The sequence below is a fragment of the Photorhabdus laumondii subsp. laumondii genome, from assembly GCF_003343245.1.
In the GTDB taxonomy this organism is placed as follows: Bacteria; Pseudomonadota; Gammaproteobacteria; order Enterobacterales; family Enterobacteriaceae; genus Photorhabdus; species Photorhabdus laumondii.
This window is the reverse complement of sequence record NZ_CP024901.1, coordinates 2,761,336-2,776,268: the sequence shown is the minus strand read 5'-3', so window position 1 is coordinate 2,776,268 and position 14,933 is coordinate 2,761,336. Positions and strand designations below refer to the sequence as shown.

At 44.8% G+C, this 14,933-nt stretch carries 12 protein-coding genes; 9 read left to right on the top strand and 3 right to left on the bottom strand.

Features of this window, described 5'->3' with window-relative positions; translation table 11 throughout:
* Positions 1 to 39: 39 nt before the first annotated feature.
* A complete protein-coding gene (tus, locus tag PluTT01m_RS12170; RefSeq protein WP_011146592.1) occupies positions 40 to 966 on the bottom strand; it encodes a DNA replication terminus site-binding protein in 927 nt (308 codons plus the stop codon).
* An 820-nt stretch (positions 967 to 1,786) separates the two neighbouring features.
* On the opposite strand from tus, the gene PluTT01m_RS12165 reads away from it, so the two are divergent.
* A complete protein-coding gene (locus PluTT01m_RS12165) occupies positions 1,787 to 2,248 on the top strand; it encodes a hypothetical protein (protein WP_228956975.1) in 462 nt (153 codons plus the stop codon).
* Positions 2,249 to 2,740: 492 nt separating this feature from the next.
* Positions 2,741 to 3,853 (top strand): class II histone deacetylase, encoded by a 1,113-nt coding sequence (locus PluTT01m_RS12160; RefSeq protein WP_011146589.1) that lies wholly within the window; start codon positions 2,741 to 2,743, stop codon positions 3,851 to 3,853.
* 220 nt (positions 3,854 to 4,073) lie between these two features.
* On the opposite strand, the gene PluTT01m_RS12155 is transcribed toward PluTT01m_RS12160, so the two are convergent.
* A complete protein-coding gene (locus PluTT01m_RS12155) occupies positions 4,074 to 4,673 on the bottom strand; it encodes a lytic polysaccharide monooxygenase (RefSeq protein WP_011146588.1) in 600 nt (199 codons plus the stop codon).
* 192 nt (positions 4,674 to 4,865) lie between these two features.
* On the opposite strand from PluTT01m_RS12155, the gene PluTT01m_RS12150 reads away from it, so the two are divergent.
* The gene (locus PluTT01m_RS12150; protein ID WP_011146587.1) at positions 4,866 to 5,699 is read left to right on the top strand and encodes an NmrA family NAD(P)-binding protein; all 834 of its coding nucleotides are present in this window, start codon (positions 4,866 to 4,868) and stop codon (positions 5,697 to 5,699) included.
* A gap of 82 nt (positions 5,700 to 5,781) precedes the next feature.
* Here the strand turns inward: PluTT01m_RS12150 and PluTT01m_RS12145 are convergent, their stop codons facing one another.
* A complete protein-coding gene (locus tag PluTT01m_RS12145) occupies positions 5,782 to 7,392 on the bottom strand; it encodes an ABC transporter substrate-binding protein (RefSeq protein WP_011146586.1) in 1,611 nt (536 codons plus the stop codon).
* A gap of 630 nt (positions 7,393 to 8,022) precedes the next feature.
* Between PluTT01m_RS12145 and PluTT01m_RS12140 the strand changes: the two genes are divergently transcribed.
* From PluTT01m_RS12140 to PluTT01m_RS12115, 6 genes are all read left to right on the top strand, one after another.
* On the top strand, positions 8,023 to 9,453 hold the full coding sequence (locus tag PluTT01m_RS12140; protein ID WP_011146585.1) for a gamma-aminobutyraldehyde dehydrogenase: 1,431 nt from the start codon (positions 8,023 to 8,025) through the stop codon (positions 9,451 to 9,453).
* 15 nt (positions 9,454 to 9,468) lie between these two features.
* A complete protein-coding gene (locus tag PluTT01m_RS12135; RefSeq protein WP_011146584.1) occupies positions 9,469 to 10,242 on the top strand; it encodes a nuclear transport factor 2 family protein in 774 nt (257 codons plus the stop codon).
* 294 nt (positions 10,243 to 10,536) lie between these two features.
* Positions 10,537 to 11,814: a 4-aminobutyrate--2-oxoglutarate transaminase gene (locus PluTT01m_RS12130; protein ID WP_011146583.1), complete on the top strand. Its 1,278-nt coding sequence runs from the start codon at positions 10,537 to 10,539 to the stop codon at positions 11,812 to 11,814.
* Positions 11,815 to 11,852: 38 nt separating this feature from the next.
* Entirely contained in the window at positions 11,853 to 12,221 is a 369-nt protein-coding gene (locus tag PluTT01m_RS12125; RefSeq protein ID WP_011146582.1) for a DUF805 domain-containing protein, read from the top strand.
* 57 nt (positions 12,222 to 12,278) lie between these two features.
* Entirely contained in the window at positions 12,279 to 13,820 is a 1,542-nt protein-coding gene (locus PluTT01m_RS12120) for an NAD(P)/FAD-dependent oxidoreductase (RefSeq protein WP_011146581.1), read from the top strand.
* Positions 13,821 to 14,018: 198 nt separating this feature from the next.
* Complete coding sequence (locus tag PluTT01m_RS12115; RefSeq protein WP_011146580.1) at positions 14,019 to 14,789, top strand: SDR family oxidoreductase; 771 nt, start codon at positions 14,019 to 14,021, stop codon at positions 14,787 to 14,789.
* The last annotated feature ends 144 nt before the right edge of the window (positions 14,790 to 14,933 follow it).

Here is a 14,933-nt window from a genome sequence, read left to right as displayed (position 1 = left end):
TAGACAGTTGACCAAACTTGGTCAAATAAGCAACATGCACTAAATCTCACGATATAAATGTAGCCTTGGAATAATCAATTCTAGTGGTTTAGCTTTGGGTTTATAGCGATGCACTATGGCATTGGCATCATAGTTAGCAAGTCTACCTATCTTTGGTTGGTTATCGCCATAGTTAACATAAAATGCAATTATTGGCAGGGGACAAGCATATTGCACCTGTTTTTGTTGTTCCGCATACCAGACTCGTGCAATGGGCTGCACTTTCACTGGGCGTTTGATTTTTAACACCACATCGTCCGGTAATTTTTTTATATCGATAATTTCTTTTGCGACCAATGCTGCCCATTGTTCACGAGAATAGGGGGAAACTGCACGTCCAGAGTTATAGCTTTTCTCCAAACGTTGCAGAATTTGATCTTTTGTGACTTTATTGATGATATTTTTATTTGCCCAACCAAAACGAACTGAATCGGGATTGAGAAGGGGAGTGATGGTTCTGTAAGCGTTTAAAGTTATCAAACCATGTAACTGACTGTGAACAAACTCAAACCGCTGCTCTTTATCCACCCCTGATTGCACCGTTACGATATGTTCAAGCTCTGCTTTCAACTTATTAATTTCCTCAATCAAAAGTAAAGCAGAACGATATTGTTGTTGGTTCACAGAAAAACATAATACACCGGGAAGACGAACGGCAGCTTTACTGCTGATATTTTGGTTATTGTGATATATAAATAGCTTCTGGTAATGACTTAATCCTATATTTCGTGCGTCATTACCCGTCATTTCATTCACAATGATTTCTGTTACTGGCTCATGTTCACAGCCTTTTTCTACATCAGGCAAAATAAACACATGAGCGGCCAACAAAGAATAGCTATTTAATTGTTCATACAGTTGCTTCAACTTACTCTCTTGTTGTTGAAAACAACTATTCAAATCGTCAATTGATAAATATTTACTCATTTGAATAACACAATTAGTTACAACATACTTTTTATTATAAAACAAAAAGTGAAAACATCAAACTCAAACGTTGTATTCAAAAGCAAAACAGGTACACATGGTAAGCTTGAACACGCCAAAGGGAAAATTAAAAGGTTTTTTGACTTCCCTAATAGGCTCCGTTCGTTATCCTTGTGAAAAACTGTTAAAATTTTACTGGAAACATCGGGAAATAGAGATAGGTTTTAGTGAATTAAAAAGGCAACAGCTCAGAAGCTATGGGAGATTTTGATTCACCTATAATTTGATAAGAAAAGAAATGTTAGCCATAGCGGGAATAGCTGAAGTATTACCAACAAGGATAAATCTCATTGCTGTATTAAACCGAATTGAATAATCTCAAATCCGTTATTGTGAATTAAATACCAGAAGACGGTTACCTCTCAAATTGAAAAAGATGAAGAAATAAATAACGTTTCATAATTCTGCTACACATGACCTTCTTCAACCCATTGTTATACATAGAATTATGAGTAGTATAAGATGTAGCGCTATTTGGGAATATTATTTATATAAATATGCTTATCCTACCCAAAAAGAAAAATCGTTGAAATTACCTTTTATGAAGACAGATTTTTACTGTCGCCTTTGTGCCATACGCCACACAAACTCCTTGAATATTAAAATAAACAATAAAAGTTATAATATCCTTGAGTCGAAATTCATGGTTGGATTGTAGATGTCATTTATTATTGTGCTTCATTAAAGGCACAATAATTAAAACGTCTACCTAAATGAATGTGAATACAATGAATACCACATAAACTAACGAAGAATGATTATGGGAATACTCACAGGCAGCGATACTCCGATCCCAGGAAAATCTTATATTATTCATCCGTATCCAGCAGGTGATTACGCGACTGCTGTAACGGTAGCTAGTATATTTCATGCAGCGCCGGGGAGCGTGTCATTGGCAATATGGGAAAGCACTGTACCATACCAAAAATTTGAGTGCGTCGGGGATGGAAAGGGGAGAGGCTACCTTGGCTTTATTTGCCGGGCATCCCCTGTAAGTGATCGCGGGGCTTACCTTGGCTACAACGCTCACGAAATACTTATCTGTAAAGCTCAGTACCAACAAAAATGGGAAGATATGGTTGTTGTTGAGCGTCCGGCTGGAGGATTCGAGTGGTGCATGAGAAAGGATGACCATCTTGCATTCGTTGGAATTCAGGGCCACATACAGCTAAAGATATTTAGAGACTTTACCACGACGTGGGGCTTCACCGAGTGGTTCTGATCTCTAAATCCAACACTTAACTACTGGCGTTGTTTTAATATTTATTTCCGGCACTGTGGCAACCCGGGGAACCGGGTTACCAAGATCCGGATTAGTGAAAATAACCAGTTTTTTGTTTCTTTGTACGTAATTACGAATGTGGCTGCGTTTTCTTTCCACCAATCCAAGTTTCACAGACTCCGATTTTGCTCTGGGCCAATGGCTGAACCGGTCGTATCGCATTTTCTGTTAACTGCCTAAAGTTGATTAACTTGTCGTTACTGTCACAAAACAGAAGATATGAAAGTTGTGGGCATCCGTGATGTTATTTTCCGAAGACGATTGCACCGGATTGTTAGAGTTGAGAGGGATCATCTAGGAGCCGGAAATTTCTAGTTGTAACGGTTCGTAATTAAAAACAGTCTGGCTCGTGCTCGTATTTACCCGGTTTTTTGGTATTCTGATTATGTTAATAATGTGTAAATAAATTTAATATTATATAAGGAAGGGGTGATGAAACGAAAAACGGGGTTTTTCTTTGATGAACATTGTTTTTGGCATAGTACTGGCATGCATGTAATGACTCTACCTGTCGGTGGTTGGGTTCAGCCTTCTTCTGGAACTGCACATGCTGAATCGCCGGAAACAAAACGGCGGTTAAAAAATTTGATGGATGTATCAGGCTTGAGCCACTCTTTACACCTTTCTTCGGCATCGCCTATTGATGAGCAAACACTACGTAAAATTCATCCTGAAGAGTACTTGAAGCAGTTTAAGCGAGTCAGTGATAACGGTGGAGGAATGCTTGGTATAGAAGCCTCTCTAGGACCGGGAAGCTATGAAATTGCTAAGCTTTCAGCCAGCCTTGCTTGTGCGGCGGTGGAAGCAGTGCTTAGTGGTGAGCTTGATAATGCTTACAGCCTTTCTCGACCACCGGGTCATCACTGTTTGCCTGATAAACCTATGGGATTTTGTTTTCTAGCAAATATCCCATTGGCAATTGAACAGGCAAAAGCACGTTTTGATTTAAAACGAGTTGCGGTCATTGATTGGGATGTTCATCACGGTAATGGTACTCAACATATTTATTGGGATCGTTCTGATGTTTTGACTATCTCGATACATCAGGATGGTTGTTTCCCTCCAGGATACAGCGGTGAAGATGATATCGGGGAAGGTGAAGGAACCGGTTATAACCTGAATATCCCATTACTTGCTGGAGCCGGACATAATAGCTATATCTATGCAATGACACAGATAGTACTTCCTGCGCTTGAACGCTTTAAACCAGAACTGATTATTGTCGCCTGTGGCTATGATGCGAATGCGATGGACCCTTTGGCAAGGATGCAGCTCCATAGTGAAAGTTTTCGGGAGATGACCCAGCTAGTGCAACAAGCAGCAGATAGTTTATGCGACGGAAAACTAGTCGTTGTTCATGAAGGCGGGTATGCGGAATCTTATGTCCCATTCTGTGGATTAGCTGTACTTGAACAGATGAGCGGCATTCGTACAGAAGTCAAAGATCCAATGTTAGATTCTATACGCTTGCAGCAGCCAAGAGCTGAGTTTGAGCTATTTCAACAACAGCAGCTTGATAAACTTAAAGAAAAATTCGGTCTTTAAGCTTTGTTGCATAGGTTTGCTCCATGCTCCACATAGTTTGGAAGCAAACCTATTAAAGTCTCACCTTCATAACATATCAACGACACGTCAATAAAATTTATAGAAAATAACTGAGTTCAATAAATGGAAAAAAAGTCCGATAAACAGGAACAGCATGAGGCTGTTCCCGATAATAGTTATGTTATACCCGTCCCATTGGGTATATAAGATGTACCAAATATCAAGCAGGGCTAATTGTTGTGTCAATTACTTGGTAAAATGCATTTAGGGTATCTGAGATTGTCCAAACACCCAGTATAACGTGATAGCCTTGATAACCCTCTGGTAAGGTACATTTATTAATAACTCTGCTGCTCGGCATTTTTTCCTGATAATCCTCAAAGCAGAAAGGTGTACTATTAAATTGCTCTCTGGTTAAAGGTTTATTGGGATCCCAACCAAGTTTGGTAATAAAATATTCCCAACTTGAGGTTTTGTGTTGAATCATAATTTCCCACTGGAACTCAATCTCACCGGCAGTAATAGGGATTTTTTTCCAACGATCTTCGGTTTGAGCATCCAATGCGCCAAAATGACCAATGCCAGCGCTGGCAATATGACCATCTTCCGGGCCAGCTTGTGGAAAGCCTTTCTTAGCTTCAAGAGATTGAGGCTCATACTTAACCAACCCACAATCCATATTTTGTTCATTTCCTTGTGCGGAACAAAGGAATGCACGACTTCCTGGGCTATCAATATAACCATGAGCCCATGTACCATTAGATAAAGCTGTAATTATCGTAGCGGCTAAAGCCATCACTTTCACTTTATGTTTATACATAATAGCGTCCTCCACTTTGCAGGATAATTTATCTACGACAAATAAAGCCCCAGGACTTAACTATCAATTCTAGATAAATATAATATGATTATCCATTTCATAAATTGATTAACAATTTAATTATATTAAGTTATTGAAATTTTGTTTAAAATATGCCTGTTACTATTTTTTGTAATATAAAAGGAGATTATCATGCAGAGTAATATTTTGGTCACAGGTGGTAAGGGAAAAACCGGAAGGTTGATTAGTGAGTTACTGACCCAAAATGGGATCACGCATCGGATCGGTACCCGCACCCCTGAATCAAGTAATGAAATTGCCTTTGACTGGATGCGCCCTGATCTGGCTGAAGCCGCATTTTCTGGCATCAGGTCACTATATATTGTGGCACCAACGAACACCAGTGATCATGGCTCAGTAGTACCACCATTGCTTGAAATAGCGCTAGAAAAAGGGGTTCAACGTTTTGTGTTGCTCAGTGCATCGTCACTGGCCTCTGGTGCACCAATGATGGGAAAAATTCACGCCTGGCTGGAAGCTAATGCGCCAGAATGGACAGTGTTACGTCCTACCTGGTTTATGCAGAACTTCTATGAACAACGGCATTTGGTAACAATAAATGAAGAAAATGCTATCTACTCTGCAACGGGCGATGGCAAAGTGGGGTTCATTGACGCTCTTGATATTGCTCAGGCAGCTGTTTCTGCGTTAACATCAAATCTAACCATAAATAAAGATTTCATCCTTACAGGGCCCGAAACACTGAGTTATGGCGATATTGCTTCTGCACTGAGTAAAGCCTTAGGCCGCGAAATTAGTCACCGAAATCTAACGACCAACGAATTGGCCAGTCGGCTACAACAAAATGGACTGGATGAAACCTACTCAAAAATCCTTTCAGCAATGGATAGTGACATTGCATCAGGTACTGAAGACCGCATTACAGATGGCGTCAAAGCATTAACAGGTGTAAATCCTTGTTCACTGGATATCTTTATTCAGCGGGAATGTCCTCGCTGGAGATAATAATTAACCAATATATTACGGTTTAAAACAACCAATCTGCTCAAAACCGTAATATCTACTTAAATGCTACAATAATATGTTATTAATGTTTAATAACATAAAGATCTTTTGTCGATACGAAACCCAATGGACTCATATAATACCCACCAATATAAGGTTTGACTAATCTAACACCGATATAGTAATAAACGGGAATTGCTGGTACATCTTTTGCCAAAATGTCTTCTGCTTGCTGAAAATATTTTCGATCATTTGTTGCTTTAGCTTTATTTATCAAATTATCATAAGCATGATTGCTATATAAGAATGTATTATTAGAACTATCAGTAACAAAATTATTTAAAAACGAGGCAGGATTATCGTAATCAGCGATCCGTGCATATCTCACCATCTCAAAATTACCTTGATGAATAACATCTAACATAGCTTTTCGTTCTTGGTTCTGCAAAGTAATATCTACATCCAGACTTTTTTTCCACATTGAAGTCGCCGCAATAGCAATTCGTTTATGCTCTTCTGATGTATTATAAAGAAGTTTAAATTTCAATGGATTATCTCTATTATAACCCGCTTCATTTAATAATTTCCTAGCTTTCTCAATTCTTGCTTGTTGTGTCCATGATGCATAATCAGGTTGCCCTAAATTCACTCCTCCAGTATTTGGTGGGGTATGATTATAAGCAGGTTCTTGGCCTTGCCCCAAAACTTTATTCGCTATAATCTCTTTATCTAAAGCCAAATTTAATGCCTGTCTGACTCTGAAATCATTAAAAGGTGCTTTTTGATTATTAAGATCATAATAATAAACACCTAATGCTGGTGTGATATGAACTTGATTACCTAATTTTGCCTTTAAGGATTTAAATAAAATCGACGGGATATTCTTGGTGATATCAATTTCTCCGGCTAGATAACGATTAATATCTGCCGTTTCTGATGCTATTGGAAGGTAAGTGACTTTATTGATAACAGTATGAGCACTATCCCAATATTGTGAATTCCTGACACCCACAACTTTCTCATTGACAACCCATTCGGACAACTTAAATGGCCCACTACTGACAAATACATCGGGATGAGTCCATTTTTCGCCATACTTTTCAACCGCTTTTTGGCTAATAGGCACCATAACAGGGTAGGCCAACATCGGTAAAAAATAGGATACGGGTTGTTCTAACGTCACTTCCAAAGTCAAATTATCCAGTGCTTTTACACCTAATTCATCAGTTTTTTTCTTACCAGCAACAATATCTTTGGCATTGACTACGTGCATGTTTCCAAGATAACTGCCATACGGAGACGCAATTTTGGGATCAACTAAACGTCGCCAGCTAAAAACCACATCATGAGCAGTAATAGGGGAGCCATCAGACCACCTTATTCCTTTTCTTAGATGAAATAACCACACTTTATTATTTTTGGTTTCCCAACTGACCGCTAAATCAGGGATGATTTTTCCATCACTGCCAGCTCTGATTAATCCACTAAAAAAATCATGAACAATATTAAACTCAACATCATTTTCAACTTTATGAACATCAAGAGACACAGGTTCCGAACCATTATTGCGAACGATATCTTGATTAACTGACAATAATGTACCTGCTGGAATAATTGCGGCATGAGATAATGCCAGATTGAAAAATATAATACCTGTGAATAAGGATATATTCCTTAATGTTTTATTCATCATTTGTTCTCCAAGAGGATCTCATTTTGGGGTAGCTATTTCAGGGAAATCAATTATTTGATAATTAAGGTTTTTATTTAATCTTGCAAACCAAACCTCAGAATGTTTATGATTATTTAAGATATTAAGTGATTCTATTGAATACCCTATTTTGAATGTAAGAGGTATAACTATAATTAAGTATTAGCATAAAATACTTAGTGCTACTTCATCAATCATGAGCTTACAGTACCAAGTGGAATAATTGCTGCATGAGATAATGTCAAGCCTCTAAATATAATTCCTGCGAATAAAGATATATTTTTTATTGTCTTTTCCATCGTAATTTCTCCAATAAGACTTCGCTTTTTAATATTGATGTTGCAAATTGGGCAATCTTTGATATTAGCTCGATTGTAAATAATCCTGCCGAGGAATAACCCCCGAATCTTTTCTTCCAGTAAAAAAAATCCTCGATCCTGCTCACAGATCGGCCGGTATATTTTCCTGAACAGGAGTGTCGAAAGTTACATCTATGTCTTTAATTACTCTTTTATTTTTGTTTTTTAGTTGAAAAATTAACATCTACATAACAATTGAACATACTAAGTTATAGGTTATATTTTATGTTATCCAATCCATCAGGAGGTAACCATGCCGGTACCAACGCTCAGGCATTTCATTAATAGTCAGTATGTTGAATCTAAAAGTTCCGAATATTTTGACCTAATAAGCCCGGTCACGGGTGAAACCTATGCGCGTTCTCCTAACGCGACTATAGCGGATGTTAATGAAGCTTATGCATCGGCTAAAGAGGCATTCAAGATCTGGGGGCGCAGCACACCGTCAGCACGTCAGCAAGCGTTGCTGGCATTAGCCGATGCGGTAGAAAAAAACTCTGAACGTCTGATCGAAGCGCAAAGCCGCAATACCGGGCAGCTCAAGCATCTGATTGCCTCTGAGGAAGTTGCGGCGTCAGTGGATCATATTCGTTTCTTCGCGGGTGCCGCCCGTTTTCTGGAAGGCAAAGCGACGGCTGAATATCTTCCTGATATGACGACCAGTATTCGGCGCGAACCACTCGGCGTGGTGGGGCAAGTTACGCCGTGGAACTACCCGCTGATGATGGCAGTATGGAAGATAGCGCCTGCGTTAGCCGCGGGTAATACCGTGGTACTCAAACCGAGCGATACCACGCCGGAAAGTACTCTGTTGCTGGCTGAACTGGCCGCTCCGTTCTTCCCGACAGGTGCATTCAACGTGGTGTTGGGTAATGCCAGCGCGGGGGCGCTGGTCGTTTCACACAAAACGCCAGCTATGGTTTCCATCACGGGTTCCGTGCGCGCAGGTTTGCAGGTTGCCTCTTCGGCGGCAGCTAATCTCACCAGAGCACATTTGGAGCTAGGTGGCAAAGCGCCAGTGGTTGTTTTCGCCGATGCAGATATGGACAAAGCGGTGGAGACCATTGCTACCGCAGGGTATTTCAATGCGGGTCAGGATTGTACGGCAGCCTCGCGTGTGTTGGTGCATGAATCTGTTTACGATACCTTCGTCGCTAAACTGGTGGCGGCAGCTAAAGCTACCCGCTTTGGCTACCCGGAAGATGAAGAGGCGCTATATGGGCCGCTCAATAATGCTCGTCAGCTGGAGCAGGTCAAAGGGTTCATTGCACGTTTGCCCGCGCATGCCTGTATTGAAACCGGGGGCCGTCAGGCTGAGCGCTCGGGTTATTACTTTGAACCTACGGTAATTACCGGTCTGGAACAGCACGACGAAGCAATCCAGACCGAGATTTTCGGCCCGGTTATCACGGTGCAGAAGTTCCGCGATGAACAGGATGCCATAGAGAAAGCTAACGACGTGAAATACGGACTAGCCTCCAGTGTCTGGACCCGCGATCATGGCCGCGCGTTGCGCCTGTCACGTGAACTCGATTTTGGTACCGTCTGGATTAACACCCATATTCCGCTTACGGCAGAAGCGCCGCACGGCGGCTTCAAGAGCTCAGGATATGGTAAAGATCTGTCGGCTTATGGCTTCGATGAATATACGCGTATCAAACACGTGATGAGTTCCAACGACTGACACAGGACATCCGTAATGATTCAGAATAGATCTCCACGCGACTTGGTGTCGCGTGCGCACCACGAACTGTTTACTGACCGTGATGTAGGGGCACTTGATCGTTATTTTGCGCCGCATTTCATCGAACATTCCCCGTTGGTTAAAGAGGGTCTTGCCGGATTGCGTGAGCTGGTCTGGACACATCCTAAACTGCACCACGAAACGTATCGTGTATTGCAGGATGGTGATCTGGTCGCCATCCACGGTCGTTTTACGGGATTAGACGACTGGCCGTTGGTCGGTTTCGATCTGTACCGGGTTGCCGACGGCTTAATCGTAGAGCACTGGGACGGCCTGGTGCCGCAGGCTGCACCCAACGTCAGTGGCCGGACTCAGTTAGACGGCCCGACTGAAGCAGGCGATGACCATGACCGAGAGAAGAATCGCGAACTGGTGGTCAACTTTTTTACACGTACCCTGATCGAGGGTCACTACGAAGAGTTTGGAAACTACACTAATGGTGAATTGTTTCGCCAGCACAGCCCCGATATTCCCGATGGTACGGCGGCAGTTATCTCGTTTCTTGAGCAACTCAGAGATGAAGGGCAGGGGCTGCATTACACTAAAATTCACCGTACGGTAGCCGATGGGCAGTTTGTTCTGACTCATTCGGAAGGGAGTATTGCCGGAGCGCGTCATAGTTACTTCGAGCTATGGCGCATTGAGGACGGCAAAGTGGCTGAACTTTGGGATGCTATCACCCCGGTACCGGAGGATGCGAAAGCGCTGCATCGCCACGGTATTTTTTAGCGTTGATCGATACCCGGCGCGAAGCTTGTGGTCGCGCCGCTACCGGATGCCCATACACAGGCAGATATGCGCTCATCGACGGTCCCTCTGTGGATTATGTCTGCAACGGAGCCTACATAATTACAATGCCCACTCGGTACTCATCGTTGGGGATTTTGTCGGTGCGGCGGCGGATATGCTAGTTTCGACGCTGGATCGGTTACTTCTACCCGCTTTGGATAGCTATTTACATCGGGCGTCTGTCTGTTGAAGCTCGCTTATTTCAGATTGCTGAGGAGTTAGGAGTTTTCATTTATGACTGAATCTATGCTAGCCAAAAGACGCAGCGCGGCTATTGCAAGAGGCGTGGGCGTGACCACACAAGTCTATGCGGAGCGTGCGGAAAACGCTGAAATTTGGGACGTTCATGGGCAACGTTATATCGATTTTGCCGCCGGTATCGCCGTGGTGAATACCGGCCACTGCCATCCGCGCGTCATCGCGGCAGCCAGAGAACAGATGGAACAGTTCACCCACACCTGCCATCAGGTGGTGCCCTACGAAAATTATGTGGCGTTGGCCGAACGTCTAAACCGCTTGGTGCCCGGTAATTTCGCGAAGAAAACCGTCTTTGTCACTACCGGGGCCGAGGCGGTGGAAAATGCTGTAAAGATCGCGCGTGCCGCTACCGGGCGCAGTGGCGTGGTAGCTTTCAGCGGTGCTTTCCATGGCCGTACCTTCCTCGGTATGTCATTAACCGGCAAAGTTGCACCGTACAAAATGGGGTTCGGCCCGCTGGTTAGCGACGTTTACCGTGTTCCGTTTCCGGTCGGGCTGCATGGCATTAGTGTGGAACAAACGCTGAATGCGCTGGAAAATCTCTTTAAAGCCGACATTGAGCCCACGCGCGTTGCTGCCATCATCATCGAACCGATACAGGGCGAAGGCGGTTTCTATCCTGCTCCTCCCGAGCTGCTCAAAGCGCTGCGTGAGATCGCCGATTGCCACGGCATTGTACTTATCGCCGATGAGATCCAGACCGGTTTCGCACGTACGGGCAAACTGTTTGCTATGGAGCATCATGAGGTTGTTGCCGATCTGACCACTATGGCGAAAAGTCTGGCGGGCGGTTTGCCGCTGGCAGCGGTAACGGGACGTGCAGAGTTGATGGACGCTGTAGTGCCCGGCGGTCTGGGGGGAACTTATGGTGGTAACCCGGTGGCGATTGCAGCCGCCCATGCGGTGCTGGATGTGATCGAAGAAGAAAAGCTGAATGTGCGAGCGACACAGCTGGGAGAGCAACTAAAACAGCGTCTGCATGAACTGCGACCGCATGTCCCGCAGATTGCCGACGTGCGAGGGCTCGGGCTGATGATTGCGGTGGAGTTTAACCATGCGGACAGTCAGGAACCCGATGCCAACTTTACCAACGCGGTACGCCAGAAAGCGCTGGAGTGTGGTCTGATCCTGTTGATGTGCGGTGTACACGGTAACGTGATCCGTTTCCTTCCGCCGCTGACCATACAAAATGACGTTTTTAATGAAGCGCTCAACATTCTGGAATCTGTGCTGCTCGATCTGACTAAACAGTAGAGTAGATATAATCGGTTACCTCACAAGAGGGGATAACAATGCACTGGTATTTAAATGTATTAAAGAACTATGCATATTTCAGGGGGCGGGCCCGGCGTAAGGAGTTCTGGTATTTTTTTCTGTTCCAAATCTTGGCTGTATTTATTATCTCTTTCCTTGAAAACTACTTTGCTGTTGCCAATCCTGAAATTTATATGGGCTGGTTCAGCGCTATCTATCTGCTGCTCACGTTTTTGCCCGCGCTAGCAGTGAATGCTCGCCGCCTGCACGACATCAACTGTAGCGCTTGGTGGTTACTGCTACATCTCATACCGTTTATCGGCACTATTATCCTGCTGATTCTCGCCGGTCTGAAAGGGAGCTCTGGCAACAATAAATACAGCTCAGATAGCCGGACTCACCCATAGCAAAACTCTCCGGACTCGGCCAGCAGGTGATTTCAAGATCATGACAGGAGTGTTGAAATGACAATGAATAGAAGAGCCTTTATCTCTACCGTCGCGACGCTCGCGGGGGCAGGAGTGCTTTCATCCGCACTTCCCAATTTATCCCTGCTCGCCCGGACCTTAACCGCGGCCGATGCTCCGGCTAACACTATTGATAAGCTCCGGCCAACACTATTGGAGGATGCACAGCATAGAGCCAGCCGGTTGGGACTGGATCCGCGCATCTGGAGCTGGCATAAAGACGCTGCTGCTGGCGTCATGCCAGCCAACTATTATGAAGCTTCTTTAGCTGACTGGCCCGCTTTGGGAAACCTACCCGGAGACCAGAACTGCGAAGTTGTGGTTATCGGCGGAGGGTTGCTGGGTGCTTCCACGGCATTGCATCTTGCTGAAGCGGGAGTGGACGTGATTCTGGTTGAAAAGGATAACATTGGTTCAGGAGCTTCTGGCCGCAACGGGGGACAGATAACCCCTGGGCTCGCACGCTGGGAAGCTAAGACCATACTGGAAAAACTTTCATTCGATGAGGCTAAACGCTTATGGCGTTTTGCCTCTGTTGAAGCGATGAATCTCTTGGATGAACTCCGTGAGCGTTATCGTTTCGAATGTGACCGCAAATATGGTCATATCACTGTTGCAGTGCACGCAGGCCACATGGGGCCGCTGGTGGCTAATGCCGATGCCCGGCGTCAACTGGGAGATACGGCGATGAAGGTTATCGGGCCGCACGAATTGCAGGAAGAGTATGTGCGTTCGGGCATCTACCACGGAGCAAATATCGACAGTATCGGTGGGCAGGTCCAGCCTCTGGCACTGTTGCGTGGTCTGGCTTATGGTTTCGCCAGACTGGGTGGGCGAATCTATGACAGCACAAAAGTGAAGGGCATCAAGCAGGATACTGGTGGCACAGTCGTAGAAACTGAGCGGGGGACTATCAGGGCAAGTAAAGCCGTGGTGTTGGGTGTGCATGGCTCCACGGGTGAGTTTATCTCCGGCCCTTCCACCACGGTGCCTTTTTTCTCCTACGTGGCGGTAACGCCGCCGTTGCCAGTGGATGTCAAAGAATTGATCCCGTCAAATCTGCCGGTCTACGATACACAGTTACAGGTTGACTACTATCGTGCGGTGCGCAACAACCGCCTACTGTTCGGTGGACAGGGGACTGGCAATTCCTGGTCACCACGTGATGTGAACAACTATCTGCTTGGGCGTATCAGAACCGTGTTCCCGCAGTTGGAAAAAGCTGAACTGGAATATTCCTGGGGCGGGATCAGCGATCTGACCCTGAACGGTGCCACCGATGCTCGCAAGAGCAACGACAGAGTACCCGTGTATATGGTACATGGCTGGAGTGGTCATGGCGTGGTGCAAACGGTACGCATTGGCAAAGCTATCAGCGACGATCTGACCAGACGCAACGACGACTTTACCATGCTTACCTCCATTGACCACGCGAGTATCCCGCTGGGTTCCTATCTCTCTCCGGTAGCCATTCCGTTGGCTAAGGGTATTCTGGGAGTGATCAGCACGCTTAATCCGGCAGACATAGTTTCGTTCTGAGCATTACCTCACTAATATGTCTTATGTGAGCACTTCTGGAGTAACTCTCTATAAGTATTCTGTGTTTCACTAAGCAATTATTGATACCGCCACCGCATGATCTAGAGTCAATAGAACTCTCAAATTGCGCCTGTAATAGCACTACACATAGCACTACACATAGCACTATACATAGCACTACACAATGAGGAATATCAAATGGATCGTATGCTAGAAGGTAAGGTTGTGATTGTCACTGGCGGCGCGAGTGGCATCGGAGCAGGTATTGCTTTAGCCGCTGCGCGTCATGGCGCAGCAACCGTAATTATCGGCGATATCACGGATCAACCCCGAGAGGGAGGAACGCCAGTGTTCCAGCGTCTCCGTGCGCTTGGTACACAAGCCATATTCCACCGGTGTGATGTCACCTCGCGAAGCGAGATGGATGCATTAGTCGATATCGCTACACCATTCGGCGGTGTTGATTTGATGGCTTGCAATGCAGGAATTGCATTAGCTACCGATGGCCCACAGATTAATGCGGACGATTTTCACAAACTGCTTACGGTCAACCTTGATGGTGTTTTATTTGGCGCCCAGGCTGCTGCTGAACAGATGATAAAACTGGGCAAACGCGGAAGTATTGTAGCAACGTCAAGTATGGGGTCCATTAGGACAGGACAACTTACAACCGCCTATTCCACAAGCAAAGCTGGCGTGAATATGATGGTGGCCGCATTGGCCGATGCTTTTGGGCCGTCAGGTATTCGTGTTAATGCAGTATGCCCAGGGCTGATCAATACAGCACTTCCTCTTTCCTCGCCGGAAGTCGCGAAAATGTTTGATGGGTTACGGGAGAGGATGCCCCTTCGTCGATTGGGAGAACCGGAAGAGGTAGGAAATGCAGTTGTGTGGTTAGGATCAGATCTCGCGTCGTTTATAACTGGCGTATCACTGCTAGTCGACGGCGGACAAACGGTAGTACTGTGAGAACACGCATTTTTGCGCAGTTGGTATATTCCAAAGGAGAGTAGGGTAAAATGGCTGTTTCTCAATTATATGCTGGACTTCTTTATATATACCCGTCATCTTTCAAGTTGCCTCTTTGTTGGCTGCACTCACTCATCCCGGTCA

What these genes read in the sequence shown, in the direction of transcription:
- PluTT01m_RS12115 (WP_011146580.1), top strand. Translation starts at nt 14,019, where the DNA reads ATGGATCGTATGCTAGAAGGTAAGGTTGTGATTGTCACTGGCGGCGCG.
- PluTT01m_RS12160 (WP_011146589.1), top strand. Translation starts at nt 2,741, where the DNA reads ATGAAACGAAAAACGGGGTTTTTCTTTGATGAACATTGTTTTTGGCAT.
- PluTT01m_RS12135 (WP_011146584.1), top strand. Translation starts at nt 9,469, where the DNA reads ATGATTCAGAATAGATCTCCACGCGACTTGGTGTCGCGTGCGCACCAC.
- PluTT01m_RS12165 (WP_228956975.1), top strand. Translation starts at nt 1,787, where the DNA reads ATGGGAATACTCACAGGCAGCGATACTCCGATCCCAGGAAAATCTTAT.
- PluTT01m_RS12140 (WP_011146585.1), top strand. Translation starts at nt 8,023, where the DNA reads ATGCCGGTACCAACGCTCAGGCATTTCATTAATAGTCAGTATGTTGAA.
- tus (WP_011146592.1), bottom strand. Translation starts at nt 966, where the DNA reads ATGAGTAAATATTTATCAATTGACGATTTGAATAGTTGTTTTCAACAA.
- PluTT01m_RS12155 (WP_011146588.1), bottom strand. Translation starts at nt 4,673, where the DNA reads ATGTATAAACATAAAGTGAAAGTGATGGCTTTAGCCGCTACGATAATT.
- PluTT01m_RS12130 (WP_011146583.1), top strand. Translation starts at nt 10,537, where the DNA reads ATGACTGAATCTATGCTAGCCAAAAGACGCAGCGCGGCTATTGCAAGA.
- PluTT01m_RS12145 (WP_011146586.1), bottom strand. Translation starts at nt 7,392, where the DNA reads ATGATGAATAAAACATTAAGGAATATATCCTTATTCACAGGTATTATA.
- PluTT01m_RS12120 (WP_011146581.1), top strand. Translation starts at nt 12,279, where the DNA reads ATGACAATGAATAGAAGAGCCTTTATCTCTACCGTCGCGACGCTCGCG.
- PluTT01m_RS12150 (WP_011146587.1), top strand. Translation starts at nt 4,866, where the DNA reads ATGCAGAGTAATATTTTGGTCACAGGTGGTAAGGGAAAAACCGGAAGG.
- PluTT01m_RS12125 (WP_011146582.1), top strand. Translation starts at nt 11,853, where the DNA reads ATGCACTGGTATTTAAATGTATTAAAGAACTATGCATATTTCAGGGGG.